The sequence below is a fragment of the Bacillota bacterium genome (assembly GCA_013314855.1).
Taxonomy (GTDB): domain Bacteria; phylum Bacillota; class Clostridia; order Acetivibrionales; family DUMC01; genus Ch48.
In genome coordinates this window covers 1-15,737 of the sequence record JABUEW010000099.1, presented here as the reverse complement: position 1 = coordinate 15,737, position 15,737 = coordinate 1, and the positions used below count along the sequence as shown (strand labels likewise).

Below are 15,737 nucleotides of genomic sequence, written 5' to 3'. Positions count from 1 at the left end.
TCATACTGGGGCCTTATAACCAGGATAAAGACCAAGCTTTTGGCCTACAACCTTTGTTACTACATCAATAAGCTTATAGGCCGAGATATTAACGTTTCAAGGATCAAAGAGTTAGTATTCGGATAAGTAATCCTTATACTCATTCTTTAAAAATGCTTGATGCTATCCTTTGCAGGGATACCATAACCTTTTGGGTTACCATAATATTCCTATAACCTGTGATATATCAGGTAGCACAACGAGTTACTTTATGAAAATTGTAGCAATATAACTAGTATTTATATCGAAGGGGGAGAAGAAATGCATCTTTACGATTCATTAAAGAATAAACGAGAAAAACTTTCTATAATAGGGCTAGGATATGTAGGGCTACCTCTTGCGATAGCGTTTGCAAAGAAAGTAGATGTAATAGGGTTTGATATTAATGAAGAAAAGATACAGAAATATAAGCAAGGAATAGATGTAACAAATGAGATAGGGAATGAATCATTAAAGCATACTACCGTGTTATTTACTTCGGATGAGAAAAAACTTGGCGAAGCCAGATTTCATATAATTGCAGTTCCCACACCTATTAATACTGATAAAACTCCCAATTTGAATCCGCTAATCAAGGCTAGTGAAATAGTTGGAAGGAATCTAAAAAGAGGCTCAGTAGTAGTATATGAGTCAACGGTATATCCTGGTATTACAGAGGAGATTTGTGTACCTATATTAGAAAGGGAATCAAAGTATAAGTGTGGGCTAGATTTCAAGGTTGGTTATTCCCCGGAAAGAATAAATCCTGGGGATAAAGTACATAGGTTAGAAACAATAGTTAAAGTAGTATCGGGTATGGATGAAGAATCACTTGATATAATAGCAAAAGTATATGAACTGGTAGCTGAAGCTGGAGTATACAGGGCGGAAAGCATAAAAGTAGCTGAGGCGGCAAAGGTCATTGAAAATTCACAAAGAGATATAAATATTGCTTTTATGAATGAGCTATCAATTATATTTAATAAATTAGGTATTGATACAAAAGCAGTACTTGAAACGGCCAGCACAAAATGGAATTTTATGAGGTTTTATCCTGGATTGGTAGGTGGACATTGCATAGGAGTAGATCCGTATTACCTTACTTATAAAGCCGAACAAATAGGATATCATTCACAGATAATACTTGCCGGACGAAAAATAAATGATTATATGGCTAAATATGTAGCCGAAAATACGGTTAAATGTCTTATTAAGGCGGACAAGCAGATTAAAGGTTCCAGAGTGGCTATAATGGGGATAACATTTAAAGAGAATTGCCCTGATGTAAGAAATTCAAAAGTAATAGATATTATAAAAGAACTAGAAGAATATGGAATAGAAATGATGGTAGTAGATCCAATTGCAGATGCCATTGAGGTAAGAGAACAGTATAATATCTGTTTGAGTAAAATGCAAGATTTAAGCAACTTGGATGCAATAGTATTTGCAGTTGCCCATGACGAATTTAAAATTATTAAGTTAGAAAACTTAAAGAATTTATATAAAGATTATGAAGAACAAACTATAGATGCTTTTGAAGAAATTGCTGCTGCAAGAGAAATGGAAGAGAATAACTTTAGCATGAAATATGTTCTAATTGATATCAAAGGTATTTTCAGCCGCAAAGAAGCGGAAGAATTGAACTATCTATACTGGAGGTTGTAAGATGAAAAGTGACTTTAAAGGGCTAGATAAAAACAAAATATATTTTATAACAGGGGCTGCGGGTTTTATAGGGTTTCATTTATCTAAAAGATTACTTGATGAAGGATGCAGAGTTATTGGATTAGATAACTTAAATGACTACTATGATGTAAATTTAAAAAAGGCTAGGCTAGATATTATTAAAGAATACAATAAGTTTAAGTTTATATATGCAGACTTGAAGGATAAAGAAGTACTAGAAAGTATATTTATTGAAAATAAAATCAATATAGTAGTTAACTTAGCTGCTCAAGCTGGAGTGAGGCATAGCATTAATAATCCAGATGTATATATCCAGTCCAATATAGTAGGTTTTTTGAATATACTTGAAATGTGCAGATATCACAAAGTTGAACATTTAATTTATGCATCTTCCAGTTCCGTTTATGGTATGAATACTAAGATGCCATTTTCCGTGCACCATAATGTAGACCATCCTATAAGTCTCTATGCAGCCACAAAAAAATCTAATGAACTTATGGCACATACATATAGTTATTTATTTGGTTTACCTACTACGGGGCTAAGATTCTTCACGGTATATGGACCGTGGGGTAGACCAGATATGGCATTATTCTTGTTTACAGAAGCGATAATGAATGATAAACCTATTAAGGTATTTAATTTTGGAAATATGAAAAGAGATTTTACCTATATAGACGATGTGGTTGAGGGAGTAATAAGACTGTTAAATAATCCTCCAAAGTTAAACCCAAATTGGGATGAAGAAAAAGCAGATCCTGGGACAAGCACTGCACCTTATAAAGTATACAATATAGGTAATAACAAACCGGTAGATTTAATAAATTTTATAGAAATTTTGGAAGAAAGAATCGGTAAAAAAGCAAAAAAAGAATTTTTACCAATGCAGGATGGAGATGTACCCATTACATATGCTGATGTAGATGATTTAATTTGGGATGTGGGGTTTAGGCCTGAAACAAGTATTAATGTAGGTATAGAAAAGTTTCTTAACTGGTATATAGATTATTATTGATATAATTTTATTATTTAAGTATCTAGGAAGATATCTTCTATTTTATCTACACATTTACAGTTGTTTTCAAATTTAAAGCTTTTCAGCTATATAGGATAAAGAGTTCATTAAGCTGACAAGTTTATAATAATAAAAAACATAGGAAGAATCTTTGGAAGAGTGCTTGAGAAAGTACACATAATCAAGAGACATAAAGTATATTTTGCTAAGAGGTGTCAACTAGTGAACCAATATATACTGTATATAGGAGAAATGGAACTTCCAGATAAGAATGCTTCATCACATCGTGTATTAGCAAACAGTAAGATTATCAGCGAAGTAACATTATGTGATGTAATAATTATCGGACTAAACTCTTCATTGGAAGATAGACCTGGGTTTAAAATAACTGATTCATGTTATCATTTAGGCAAATTTACTATATATGAATATCCCTATCCGAAAACACCAATGCAGTGGTTTAAATATATTACACGGATAGATTACATTAAAACCATAGTTAACCATATAGGTATAAATAAAATTTGTGCAATTGTTGCATATAATTATCCAGCTATTGCCCTTGAACAACTTCGCCAATTTTGTAAGAGAAATAATATAATAATTATTTCCGATGCTACAGAATGGTATGGGAAATCAAAAAGAACTTTTCCTAGCAACATGATTAAGGATTTCGATACCTTTTTAAGAATGCGGCACATAAATAAAAGATGTTATAACGTGATCTGTGCGAGCAATTATTTAGTAGATTATTATAAAAGCAAGGGTTGTAATACTTTAAACATTCCCAGCTTGGTTGATAACACAGACCGGAAATATGCTGTTGAAAAAAGGCAATTTGATAGAGAGTTTAAAATTTATTCTTATGTAGGTAGTCCAGGCAAATCTAGGGAAAAAGATAGGCTTGACTGGATTATTAACTCATTTTATAAGTTAAAACATGAAGGATATAAATTTAAGGTCATATTTGCCGGTGTAGACCAGGAATCTTTGTTAAGATACTATCCAGAATTAGGAAGAGGAGTAAAAGAGCTAAATGACTGTTTAGAATTTAAAGGTAGGGTTGTACATAGTGCTGCCATTGAAATAATATCAAATTCTGATTTTTCACTTTTTGCAAGAGAGATCAACAGGGTTACCCTTGCTGGGTTTCCAACAAAACTGGCTGAATCATACGCATGTCATACACCGGTAATAACAACTCCCAGCAGTAATGTGAGGGAGTATATAATTAACGAAAAAACAGGTTTTGTATCTAAGACATGTGATGAAATTAGTTTTTATGAAGCAGTCCTTCAATCAATAGTATTGGACAACGAACATGTGAAATATATGAAGGAATATATACAGAACAACAATCCAATGAACGTAAACAACTTTTATACAAAAAGTAAATCATATTTTCAAAAATTATTACAGATAGAGGATTCAATATGTTATACAAACCGCTAAAATATTTTATCATATACATATTATTTACCATGCTTATTAGCTTTTTTGGACCGTTAGAATATAGAGATTTCAATAAGCTGTCAGTAGCCGGTTTTATGTCTGTTTTTATCTTGCTCTTTATAACCGCTTATTTTATAGGAATAGAATTAGCAAGTAAAACAAAGCCTTGTAAGCGATTTGAAAACATTGAAAAGAAGATAATGATATTCACAAAGGTTAGCATTATGATTACTTTTATCTTATCTATTTGGAGTTTTATTGATTTTATATTTAAGCATGGATTTGCTATAAAAGACTTAGGCCAGGCATATGTTGACCTTTATACTGGATTTGTAAGAAACTCGGGAAGACGTTACTCATTACTAGAATTACTTACAATGTTTACAGGTATTTTTAAGCAGGCATCTATTGTGCTAGGGCTTTATTATTTTAAAAAACTCAGTAAGAGATGGAAAATACTTTTAATATTCTCCTGGGGACTTCTTGTTTTTACTACAATAATATTAACAGGAAAGCAGAAAATTATCGGGGATTTAACAATATATATATTAAGTGTTTATGCTGTGATTTATAGTCCCAAAAAATTAAAAGCGTACAGGAAATATATATTGGTAACATTATTAATAGCAGCTTTTCTATTAACTTATATTCTTAAAGAAAGATATGATGCAATAGGAATTAATGTTTATAACTATAATGATAAGGCCTCCTACCATGTTTATATGGATGAGCAACATATAGTTTATAAAATATTTGGAGACAAATGGGGCTTTCCATTATCTATCCTTCTAACTAGCTATTTGGCAGGTGGGTATTATGGGCTATCGCTTTGCTTGCGTACACCTTTTCAATGGACATACGGTCTGGGCCATTCATATTCCCTAGCCGTAATAGCTAACAGGTTTTTAGGATTTCCTTTTTTCTATATAGACGGTTATGTTTTTAGAATGGAGCAGATATTTGGATGGCCGGCCTGGTCGAAATGGCATACAGTTTTTCCGTACTTGGCATCGGATTTAACATTCTTTGGATCCCTTATATTCTTCTTCTATATTGCATTAATTTATTCTGTGGCATATTTAGAAGCTTTAAAATATAAAAATCCTGTTTCATTATTACTTTTTTCATCGCTGAATATTATGCTGGTTTTTGTTCCGGCAAATAATCAATTAATGATTGCACCGGAAAATTACTTTGCATATCTTGCTATACTATTTTTCTGGATATTTTTCCATAAACGATACAATATAATTTGTTAGCGAGAGGGAGATTGAAATGTTTAAGGATAAGACATTGTTAATAACAGGAGGTACGGGTACTTTTGGAAATGCTGCTTTAAAGAGGTTCTTAAATACTGATATAGGGGAAATAAGGATTTTTTCCCGAGATGAGAAAAAACAGGATGACATGAGAAAGTATTATAAAAATGATAAGATTAAGTTCTACTTGGGTGATGTTAGAGACCTATCCAGTATAAAAAATGCAATGTATGGAGTTGATTACATATTTCATGCTGCAGCATTAAAACAGGTCCCATCTTGTGAGTTTTTTCCTCTTGAAGCTGTGAAAACAAATGTAATAGGTACAGAGAATGTACTTGCTGCAGCTATAGAGCTGGGAGTAAAAAAAGTAATCTGCCTGTCAACAGATAAAGCAGCGTATCCAATTAACGCAATGGGAATTTCTAAAGCAATGATGGAGAAAGTATTTATTGCGAAATCAAGAACTGTTTCACCGGACAAAACTTTAATATGTGGCACACGATATGGTAATGTAATGGCTTCCAGGGGCTCAGTAATCCCTCTTTTCATTCAGCAAATTAAGAACGGACAACCTTTAACGGTAACAGATCCTAATATGACGAGATTTTTAATGAGTATTGATGAGGCAATAGAGCTAGTGGTATACGCTTTCAAAAATGCTCAACCAGGAGATATTATGGTCCAAAAGTCCCCGGCAGCCAGGATAGAAGACATTGCCCAGGCAGTAAAAGAAATATTTGATGCAAATAATGAAATAAAAATAATTGGTACACGTCACGGTGAGAAACTTTACGAGACGTTACTTACAAAAGAAGAATACCTGGTGGCTGAGGATTTAGGGAAATTTTACAGGGTTCCTGCAGATAATCGCGATTTAAATTATGACAAGTATTTTATTCAAGGAAATGAACAGTTATCAAAATACAATGAATATAACTCACATAATACAGAGCGTCTTAACATTGAGCAGATTAAAGAAAAACTATCACAGCTAGACTATATAAAACAGGAATTAAAAGACTGGAAGAGCAACAAGTATATAAAAGAAGTTGCAGTTACTAAGGATAATATGCCATAATCAAAGTTAGAATAGAGGTGCGATGTTATGAAATTTCTTATATTAGGGGCTACCGGAATGGCTGGACACACAATTGCTATATTTTTAAAAGAACAGGGGCATAATATAGTTACTTTTTCCAGAAGGCCTTTTCCTTTTTGTGATAATGTCATTGGAGATGTAACAGACTTTAAATTGGTTGAAGGTATTATTGAGAAAGGTGATTATGATGCAGTAGTCAATTGCATAGGCATACTAAATCAAAATGCTGACAATAACAAATATCAAGCCGTACTGCTGAATAGTTATTTACCGCATTTTCTTAGTTATATCTTAAAAGATTCTAGGACTAAAGTTATTCAGATGAGCACTGATTGTGTTTTTTCCGGCAAAACTGGAAATTATAACGAAACCTCATTAAGAGATGGTGAAACATTCTATGATAGGTCAAAGGCCCTGGGAGAATTAGAGAACAATAAAGATTTAACATTTAGAAATTCGATAATTGGTCCAGATATTAATAAGAATGGCATGGGCTTGTTTAACTGGTTCATGAAACAAAACGGGACAATAAACGGTTATACGAAAGCTATATGGACAGGTGTAACAAGTCTTACTTTAGCCAAAGCTATAGAAAAAGCACTTGGAGACAACGTAGTTGGGTTATATCACCTTGTAAATAATGAAAAGATAAGCAAATACGAGTTGCTTAAGCTTTTTAATAAGTATTTCAGAAACAATCAACTAGTTATAAATAAATGTGATGATATTATTGTAGATAAGTCATTAATTAATAACAGAAAAGACTTTAATTTTACTGTTCCTTCATATGAGGATATGGTAAAGGAAATGAAAGAATGGATTGTAGAACACAAGGAGTTATATCCACATTATTTAATATTGGGTAAAGGGGAATTAACATGAACAGACTAAAAGTTATGACAATAGTAGGGACAAGGCCAGAAATAATAAGGCTTAGCGAGATAATAAAGAAAATGGATATATATTTTAATCATATATTAGTTCATACGGGGCAGAACTGGGATTATACTCTAAATCAAGTATTTTTTGAAGATTTGGGTATACGCGAGCCAGATTATTATTTAAATAGTGTAGGTAGAAATCTTGGAGAAACAATAGGCAATATAATAGCTAAATCTTATGATATATTAGAGAAAGAAAAACCTGATGCACTACTTATTTTAGGGGATACAAACTCTGCTTTATCTGCTATACCAGCAAAAAGATTAAAAGTACCTATATTCCACATGGAAGCTGGAAATAGATGTTTCGACCAAAACCTTCCAGAAGAGATAAATAGGAAAATAGTTGATCATATTGCAGATGTAAACCTACCATATACAGAACATGCAAGAAGATATTTGCTGGCAGAAGGGTATAGAAAAGAACATATTTACGTTACGGGCTCGCCTTTGACTGAAGTTTTGAAAAAACATGAAGATAAAATCCATAACAGCAAGATTTTAGAGAAGCTTGGATTAGAGGAAGGAAAATATATTTTAGTATCTGCTCATAGAGAAGAAAACATAGATAATGAAAATAATTTTTTATCATTGATGACAGCTATAAATGCTATTGCAGAACATTATAAAATACCAGTAATTTACTCTACCCACCCGAGAAGCGAAAATATTATTAAAAAAAGGAGATTTGAATTTCATCCATTGATTAGAAGTTTAAAACCATTTGGGTTCTTTGATTATAATAAGCTCCAGCTAAATGCTTTTTGTGTGCTTTCTGACAGTGGAACTGTTCCGGAAGAAGCCTCAATACTGGGATTCCCTGCTGTTTCAATAAGAACTTCTACAGAGAGACCAGAAGCTTTAGATAAAGGGGCTATTATTTTAGGTGGTATAAAGACAGAAGATGTTTTACAAGCTGTTGAACTGTGCAAAAGTATGTGGGAAAATTCTGAGTTAGTTGCTCCTGTGACTGATTATATAGACACCAATGTGTCGGTGAAGGTAATAAGAATAATCCAGAGTTATACAAAAATAGTAAATAAGGTAATTTGGCAAAAGGTTTAAGGGGAAAAATCATAGATGATGTGTTGTTATGTAAACAACCTTGAAAGAATGGTAGTATTACTTGATGAATAATACTGCATAAGCCATGAATGTATATGATTACAATTCCTATTTATGTAAATAATGCAAACGAAGTTTAATTATGTAAGATTTAATTTTAATAAATCTGTAACTGAATATGACATAATAATTAACGAGGTACAGTTAAATGAAGCGGATTGCATTACTTCTTATGTTTCTTGAAGTGCTATCAAAAATACTTGGTTTTACCAGAGAGATTACCCTCTCTTATTTTTATGGAGCGTCCGGCATAAGTGACGCTTACTTGATTTCCCTTACCATTCCTACCGTTATATTTGCCTTTGTCGGTACCGGGATAGCCACAAGCTATATTCCCATATACAGCAGCATTGTAAAGGAAAGAGGCATTGAAGCGGCAGACAGGTTTTCAAACAACCTCATAAGTTTCCTTTTTCTTGTCTGCACTTTTATTGTTCTCATAGGGTTGATATTTACAGGTCCCATTGTCAAGCTGTTTGCTTCAGGCTTTGAAGGGGATACGTTGAAGTTGGCGGTCTCCTTTACACGTATCAGCATATTCGGGGTATTTTTTATGGGTACAGCCTATATATTCAAGAGCTATTTGCAGATACAGAAGAACTTTACGGTTCCGGCCTTGATAGGTTTCCCGTTTAATATAATCATTATCGCTTCCATTGTCTTAAGCTCCAGATTCAATAAAGTTATACTGTCTGTCGGTATCATTGCGGCCATTGCTTCACAGCTGATATTTTTACTGCCCTTTGCGTATAAAAAAGGATATAGGTACAGTTTTGTGCTTGATAAAAGGGACAAGCACTTGATGAGGATGATTTATTTATCACTGCCTGTGATACTGGGCACTTCGGTGAATCAAATCAACACACTGGTGGACAGGACCCTGGCCTCCCGCATAGCGGTGGGAGGGATATCGGCCCTTAACTATGCCAACAGGCTCAACGGGTTTGTCCAGGGCATATTTGTTTTATCCATAGCCACCGTGATGTACCCGATGATATCCAAAATGGCAGCGGAGAACAATATGGCCGGGCTTAAGAAAACACTGTCCGAAGCCATAACTTCTATCAACCTGCTGGTTATCCCCGCCACAGTAGGGGCAATGATATTTGCAGAGCCGGTAGTCAAGCTCCTGTTCGGCAGGGGGGCCTTTGATGCCGATGCAGTATCCATGACTTCCTATGCATTGTTTTTCTATTCCATAGGGATGATTGGGTTCGGTTTGAGGGAGGTTCTGTCCAGGGCCTTCTATTCTTTGCAGGATACAAAAACGCCCATGGTCAATGCGGCTATAGCTGTAGTGATGAACATCATATTGAACATTGTCCTGTCCAGATTCCTAGGTCTTGGGGGCCTTGCCCTGGCGACAAGCATATCCGCGATATTCTGTACCGTGCTGCTCTTTATAGGCTTGAGGAAAAAAATCGGTCCGTTCGGGATGAAGAGCATAACCATTTCGTTTGTAAAAATCTTATGTGCATCACTTATTATGGGTGTCTTTGCCAGAACAGTTTATGGTATACTAATTACCAGGATGAACTTTAATCTGTCCCTGGTACTGACTATAGGAGCGGGTGCGGCAATATACTTTGCAATAATCTGTTTCATGAAGATAGAAGATGTGGATGCGGTTGTATCTGGCCTTAAGAGGAAGTTAAACATTTATAGCTAACGGGGGTTAGTTTCATGAGGAGCCATTATAGACCAGTAATATTAATAATAACAGACATAGTGCTTATTATTTTATCATACATATTTGCATTTATAATTAGGTTTGAAGGTAATTTACCCAAGCAATACTTCGATATATTCGTTGAGACAGCCTTTATTCTTATAGCAATAAAAATAGCTGCCTTTTACTATTTTAGCTTGTATAAAAACCTGTGGCGTTATGCGGGAGTTATTGATGTGCTGCAGATTATTGTCGCGGCTGGAGTTGCTAACGCTATTTCAATAAGCTACCTCTTTCTGATGCAGTCCAACCTCCCGAGGAGCATCTATGTCCTGGCCTTCATACTGGATATATTCTTTATAGGAGGCAGCAGGTTTGGGTACAGGCTAATGAGAGAGCTTATGGGGAGCACTTACCATGCCTTGAAACTGAACGGTCAAAATGGGCATCCCAAAAATGCCCTTATTATAGGGGCTGGGGAAGCCGGCGCTATGGTTATCAGGGAGTTTAGAAACCATCCTGAGCTGAATGCAAAGCCGCTGGCAATTCTTGATGATGACAAAGAGAAGCATAGGAGAAGGATACATGGCGTCCCTGTCTTGGGTGCCATAGAGAAGGTCAAGGAGGTTGCCCGGGACCTTGATATAGATGAGATAATCATTGCAATACCCTCGGCCAACAAGAAGGATATAAGGCATATCATAGACATGTGCAAGGACACCAGGAGCAAACTGAGGATACTGCCCGGGGTCTACGAGCTCATAGACGGCAAGGTGGATGTAAAGCAGATAAGGGACGTTCAGATAGAGGACCTGCTGGGCAGGGAGCCGGTTGACCTGAACATAGAAGAGATATCGGGGTACCTCAGGGATAAGGTGGTACTGGTGACCGGGGGAGGAGGCTCCATAGGGTCGGAGTTGTGCCGGCAGATAGCGCGGTTTGATCCCAAGCTCCTGCTCATACTCGACATATACGAAAACAATGCATATAATCTGCAGATTGAGTTGACAAGGAACCATCCGGAAATCCAGACCAAGATACTGATTGCCTCTATAAGGGATAAGGCCAGACTGGACAGCATTTTCCAAGCTTATAAGCCTCATGTTGTCTTTCATGCTGCGGCCCACAAGCATGTGCCCCTAATGGAGGATAATCCTACGGAGGCGATAAAGAATAATGTTTTTGGGACATTGAATGTTGCTGAGTGTTCGGATAAATATAGCGTCGAAAAGTTTGTGCTCATATCCACCGACAAGGCCGTCAACCCCACAAACGTCATGGGGGCCACCAAGAGGATTGCCGAGATGACGGTACAGATGATGGATAAGCACAGCGGTACCAGGTATGCGGCGGTGAGGTTCGGCAATGTATTGGGCAGCAGCGGCAGTGTTATACCGTTGTTTAAAAGCCAGATTGCCGAAGGGGGGCCCGTAACGGTTACCCATCCCGACATCACGAGGTATTTCATGACCATACCCGAGGCTGCCCAACTGGTAATACAGGCAGGGGCAATGGCTGAGGGAGGCGAGATTTTTGTGCTGGATATGGGAGAGCCTATTAAGATAATGGACCTTGCAAAGGATTTAATAAGGCTTTCGGGATTTGAGCCGGGAGAAGACATACCGATAGAGATTACAGAATTGAGACCTGGGGAAAAGTTGTATGAGGAGCTGTTTATGGAACGGGAGGTTTTAAAAGCAACCAAACACAGTAAGATTTTTATCGGTAAGCCATTGGAAAATAACATAGAAGCACTGAAGGAACTTGAAAGTCTCAGGCATATCTTAATAGATGAAGACACGGAAGAAGCTCTGTCTATTGTAAATAAGCTGGTACCCGGATATAAGAAACAATGTTCTCAGATATCTATATCGACATAATCCTTTAGCTTGTCTAAAGTATTACAGTTATATTACAATTGGGCGTCATTCATTGATACCAAATTAACCCAATGATATAATTGTCTTGGAAATGTATGGATAAAAATACAGCGTGACATGACAATTTATCCATAAATAGAATTAAAGGAGGACGTGAGGCATGAAGAAACTTCTGGCCTTTGTTCTTACACTGGCTTTGGTGCTTGGAACGGTTAGCTTTGCAGCAGCAGCACCGGCCGATGATGTGGTAGGAACAGAATACGAAGACGCAGTCATGCGGCTTGGCGCCCTCGGCATAATGATTGGTGACGATAGGGGCTTCAGACCGTATGATTCCATCACAAGGGCTGAGTTTGCAGTGCTTGTTGTAAGGGCTCTCGGACTGGAAGCGGCAGCAAAGTTTTCAACAATTCCCACAAAATTTGCCGACGTAACAGATGCCTATAGTTGGGCATGGGGTTACATCAACGTGGCTACCGAGCAGGGCGTTATCAAAGGTTACAGCGATACGGCTTTTGGCCCCGGTGACGCTGTGACGTATGAACAGGCGATAACAATGATAGTTAGGGCACTTGGATATGAACCGGCAGTAATGGGTGGATATCCTGCCGGCTACTTGGCAAAAGCTGCTGAACTGGGTGTTACCGATGATGTAATAGTAGTAGCAGGAGTGGGCGCTCCCAGGGGAGCGGTAGCCCAGATGCTTGACAATTCACTAGAGATTGAGTTGATGGGCAGGACTACGTACGGAGATACAACAGAATATACGGTAATGGCCGAAAAAACCCTTCTGAATACAAAGTTGGGTGTTACGGTATACGAAGAGGAGGAAGTGGAGGACTTAGACAAGGAAGAAAGGGAAATCGTAATAGACGGTGATACCCTTAAGGTGGCAGACGGTATAGTCATCGATGGTCTTCTGCATGCCACTGTTACCGCATGGAAATACAAAGGCATTATAGTGTATATCAGCACAGATTCCAGAGTAATATACGATTCAATAGACGATGAAGATAACGTAACAAGGAATGACAAAATCACGCTCTACAATGCCGGAAAGACCTATAGGACTACGATTGATGCAGATGAAGTAAATGACATGGCAGACGGGCAGTATGGCAAATTCATAATCAACAACAGCAGGATTACCGAGGCCGTCCTTTACGATATGACTTACGTAAGAGGTGGAATGGTAACAAGCGTAAGCACCTCAAAGGAAGAGATTAAATACTTCGTTGGAACAGGCTCGGTAAGAACGCTTAGGCTAGCTGATGCGGATGACATAACGGTAATAAGAGACCATAAGGTAGCATCCCTGGGCGCTATCAAAGCTAATGATATAATATTTGTAAATAAGACCGGGGACGATTACTTCATAGTGGTGACTTCCGACAGGGATGAGGGAACCCTGACAAGGGTAACCGGCAGCGCAGTATATGTTGACGGAACCAAGATCAATGAGACTACGGTGGCAAGCGTGTACTACTCCACCGATGATGGTGACGAGTACAGCAAGAAGACTGATGTTGATGATTATGATGACCTGCTCGGCGAAGATGTAATAGTGTACAAGGACTACGAAGGCAGGGCCATATATGTAGTTGGTGACGTAGACGGTGTTACATCCGACTGGAATTATGCTGTATTCATCAAATATGCTTCGGATATTAACGGTGACCTGGTAAGGCTAGTAAATACTGAAGGCAAGATCGTAACTTACAGGGTAGCAGAGGATGCAACTATAAAAGATGCAAATAATGTTTCCATTTCACTGAGCGACATTGCCGAAAAATCAATTACTGAAGCGGGTGGTCTTTTAAGCGGAGACCTTGCAGGTATAAGATACAAACTTAATAAATATGGTGAAGTAAGTGAATTGCAGGAAGTTATTGCCGATGCATTTGCAGTTGAAGCAGATGTGACAGATACTGACAAAAGTGACGACACAATAACCGTAACCGGATTTGGTGTTACTTATGTAACATCATCCACAGCGATATTTAAAGTAGTTGGCACCAAGAACGCTGATATTGAGCCAGTGACATGGTCAGAAATTGAGAATGCGAAGTCTTTCACAGATGTGAAAGCTGCGATGTATGTGGACAGTTCCAAATCGCTTGCCAAGCTGATAATTATTACGAACAACTTTAACCAGCTTTCGGACGAGACAATATACTACGGATACGTTACTGCCATGGCTAAAATTAGCTCTGATGAATATGAGCTGACAATAGATCTTGGCGAAGACGAAGAAGATGTTATATTTGATAAAAGTCAAGTTGGCTCTGGAGTGGCTGTTGATACCGTAATCAGGTACAGACTTAACAATGCAGGAAATGGTATATCGGCAGTAAAACAGAATGGTGTTGTTGAATACATCTACGATGTAGATGACTACTTCCTGAAGTTCTATGGTGATAGTATCTATACTAAAGTCAGCAAGAATGTAGTTGTGTATGATGAAGACGGTGATAAGAGAGATTACGGTGATCTTGAAGACCGCGATGGGAATATTGCAAACAAAATAAGAGTGTTCAAAAACGGGTCAGGAGTAATTGAAGCTATCATAATCGAAGATTACACTGCTAATGTAGTTGCTGAAGTAATCAGTTACAGGATTACCGGCGGAGATGCTGTCTTTACAAACAATTCTTCGTTCAGTTTCGTCCACAATTATAATGGCGGTGGTACATTGGCTGTTGGAAGTAATCTGGCAGTAGACGGAACAACCCTTGGTGGAGAAGGGATTTATACAGTTACCTTTACTGATACAGCCACAGGACTTAAATTGAAATTCGAAATAACTGTTGATGACAGTGATGTTGTAACGGACATTGCTCTTCAATAGGAGAAAAAAAGGATGCGGTGGCTACTCACCACCGCATCTTTTTTAGTTCAGTTCTTAGTGTATTACGGGAGTTGTGCTTCGAAATCTTCTACTACTATTACCTGGATTACACCAGAACCGTTTGCATAGAATACAACTTTGTTTGCTATTCCGTCGGCTGCATCATCAAGGTCAGCGAAGTCTCTCTTGTCTCCATCGATGTCATATACAACTACGTCTGCGCTTACCTTAGTGTAGTTTGCATCACCTACAAACTTCACATAGCTACCGTCTACGTCTTCAACGTATTTGGTTGTACCGTCAAGTTTAGTAGCTTTGATACCTTTGCTGCTGTTGTTCAACTGGTAGCTTACTACTGTGTCTACAGCCACTCCGGAGCCGATTTCGCTCTTGTTGAATACTACATTTTCTTCTTCTCCAAGATCTATTGTAAGTTCGTACTCGTTTGCATTTATTTTAGCCATTGCTGTTATATACCCATAATATACAGTGCTGTCAGCAAGCTTATCAAAACCGTCAGTAATAATTATCATCTTAGCCAGTGATTTGCTGCTATCAGCGTATACTACACCTTTTACTCCGTCAAATGATTTTGCGTTTTCAATTGATGCCCATTCAACCGGTACGATATCGGAGTTCTTAAGTCCTGTCACTTTGAATATCTTGGTTGCTGAAGTAACATAGAGAGTTCCGCTTGTAGCGAATGTTATTGTATCGTCATCTTTATCTGTGCCAGTTATAT

At 37.3% G+C, this 15,737-nt stretch carries 12 protein-coding genes; 11 read left to right on the top strand and 1 reads right to left on the bottom strand.

Annotated elements, in window-relative coordinates:
• The 11 genes from HPY74_15275 to HPY74_15225 all read left to right on the top strand — a co-directional run.
• The coding region (locus HPY74_15275) for an IS982 family transposase (GenBank protein NSW92005.1) at positions 1–126 on the top strand (126 nt) is incomplete at its 5' end.
• 174 nt (positions 127–300) lie between these two features.
• Positions 301–1,683 (top strand): nucleotide sugar dehydrogenase, encoded by a 1,383-nt coding sequence (locus tag HPY74_15270; GenBank protein NSW92004.1) that lies wholly within the window; start codon positions 301–303, stop codon positions 1,681–1,683.
• A 1-nt stretch (position 1,684) separates the two neighbouring features.
• Positions 1,685–2,719: an NAD-dependent epimerase gene (locus HPY74_15265; protein ID NSW92003.1), complete on the top strand. Its 1,035-nt coding sequence runs from the start codon at positions 1,685–1,687 to the stop codon at positions 2,717–2,719.
• Between the two features lie 252 nt (positions 2,720–2,971).
• On the top strand, positions 2,972–4,171 hold the full coding sequence (locus tag HPY74_15260) for a glycosyltransferase (GenBank protein ID NSW92002.1): 1,200 nt from the start codon (positions 2,972–2,974) through the stop codon (positions 4,169–4,171).
• Positions 4,153–5,430: a hypothetical protein gene (locus tag HPY74_15255; GenBank protein ID NSW92001.1), complete on the top strand. Its 1,278-nt coding sequence runs from the start codon at positions 4,153–4,155 to the stop codon at positions 5,428–5,430. The genes HPY74_15260 and HPY74_15255 overlap by 19 nt, the downstream gene beginning before the upstream one ends.
• 16 nt (positions 5,431–5,446) lie before the next feature.
• The gene (locus tag HPY74_15250) at positions 5,447–6,511 is read left to right on the top strand and encodes a polysaccharide biosynthesis protein (protein ID NSW92000.1); all 1,065 of its coding nucleotides are present in this window, start codon (positions 5,447–5,449) and stop codon (positions 6,509–6,511) included.
• Between the two features lie 27 nt (positions 6,512–6,538).
• The gene (locus HPY74_15245) at positions 6,539–7,414 is read left to right on the top strand and encodes a sugar nucleotide-binding protein (protein NSW91999.1); all 876 of its coding nucleotides are present in this window, start codon (positions 6,539–6,541) and stop codon (positions 7,412–7,414) included.
• Positions 7,411–8,538: a UDP-N-acetylglucosamine 2-epimerase (non-hydrolyzing) gene (gene wecB, locus HPY74_15240; GenBank protein ID NSW91998.1), complete on the top strand. Its 1,128-nt coding sequence runs from the start codon at positions 7,411–7,413 to the stop codon at positions 8,536–8,538. Before HPY74_15245 ends, wecB begins: the two co-directional genes overlap by 4 nt.
• A 208-nt stretch (positions 8,539–8,746) precedes the next feature.
• Positions 8,747–10,267 carry a murein biosynthesis integral membrane protein MurJ gene (murJ, locus tag HPY74_15235; protein NSW91997.1) on the top strand — a complete coding sequence of 507 codons (1,521 nt, stop codon included), beginning with the start codon at positions 8,747–8,749 and terminating at the stop codon, positions 10,265–10,267.
• A 14-nt stretch (positions 10,268–10,281) separates the two neighbouring features.
• Positions 10,282–12,147 (top strand): polysaccharide biosynthesis protein, encoded by a 1,866-nt coding sequence (locus HPY74_15230; protein NSW91996.1) that lies wholly within the window; start codon positions 10,282–10,284, stop codon positions 12,145–12,147.
• 160 nt (positions 12,148–12,307) lie between these two features.
• On the top strand, positions 12,308–14,995 hold the full coding sequence (locus tag HPY74_15225) for an S-layer homology domain-containing protein (protein NSW91995.1): 2,688 nt from the start codon (positions 12,308–12,310) through the stop codon (positions 14,993–14,995).
• A gap of 62 nt (positions 14,996–15,057) precedes the next feature.
• Here the strand turns inward: HPY74_15225 and HPY74_15220 are convergent.
• On the bottom strand, positions 15,058–15,737 hold a 680-nt coding region (locus tag HPY74_15220; protein ID NSW91994.1), incomplete at its 5' end, for a hypothetical protein.

Coding starts and splice junctions, on each gene's coding strand:
- HPY74_15270 (NSW92004.1), top strand. CDS start 301: ATGCATCTTTACGATTCATTAAAGAATAAACGAGAAAAACTTTCTATA.
- HPY74_15265 (NSW92003.1), top strand. CDS start 1,685: ATGAAAAGTGACTTTAAAGGGCTAGATAAAAACAAAATATATTTTATA.
- HPY74_15260 (NSW92002.1), top strand. CDS start 2,972: ATGGAACTTCCAGATAAGAATGCTTCATCACATCGTGTATTAGCAAAC.
- HPY74_15255 (NSW92001.1), top strand. CDS start 4,153: ATGTTATACAAACCGCTAAAATATTTTATCATATACATATTATTTACC.
- HPY74_15250 (NSW92000.1), top strand. CDS start 5,447: ATGTTTAAGGATAAGACATTGTTAATAACAGGAGGTACGGGTACTTTT.
- HPY74_15245 (NSW91999.1), top strand. CDS start 6,539: ATGAAATTTCTTATATTAGGGGCTACCGGAATGGCTGGACACACAATT.
- wecB (NSW91998.1), top strand. CDS start 7,411: ATGAACAGACTAAAAGTTATGACAATAGTAGGGACAAGGCCAGAAATA.
- murJ (NSW91997.1), top strand. CDS start 8,747: ATGAAGCGGATTGCATTACTTCTTATGTTTCTTGAAGTGCTATCAAAA.
- HPY74_15230 (NSW91996.1), top strand. CDS start 10,282: ATGAGGAGCCATTATAGACCAGTAATATTAATAATAACAGACATAGTG.
- HPY74_15225 (NSW91995.1), top strand. CDS start 12,308: ATGAAGAAACTTCTGGCCTTTGTTCTTACACTGGCTTTGGTGCTTGGA.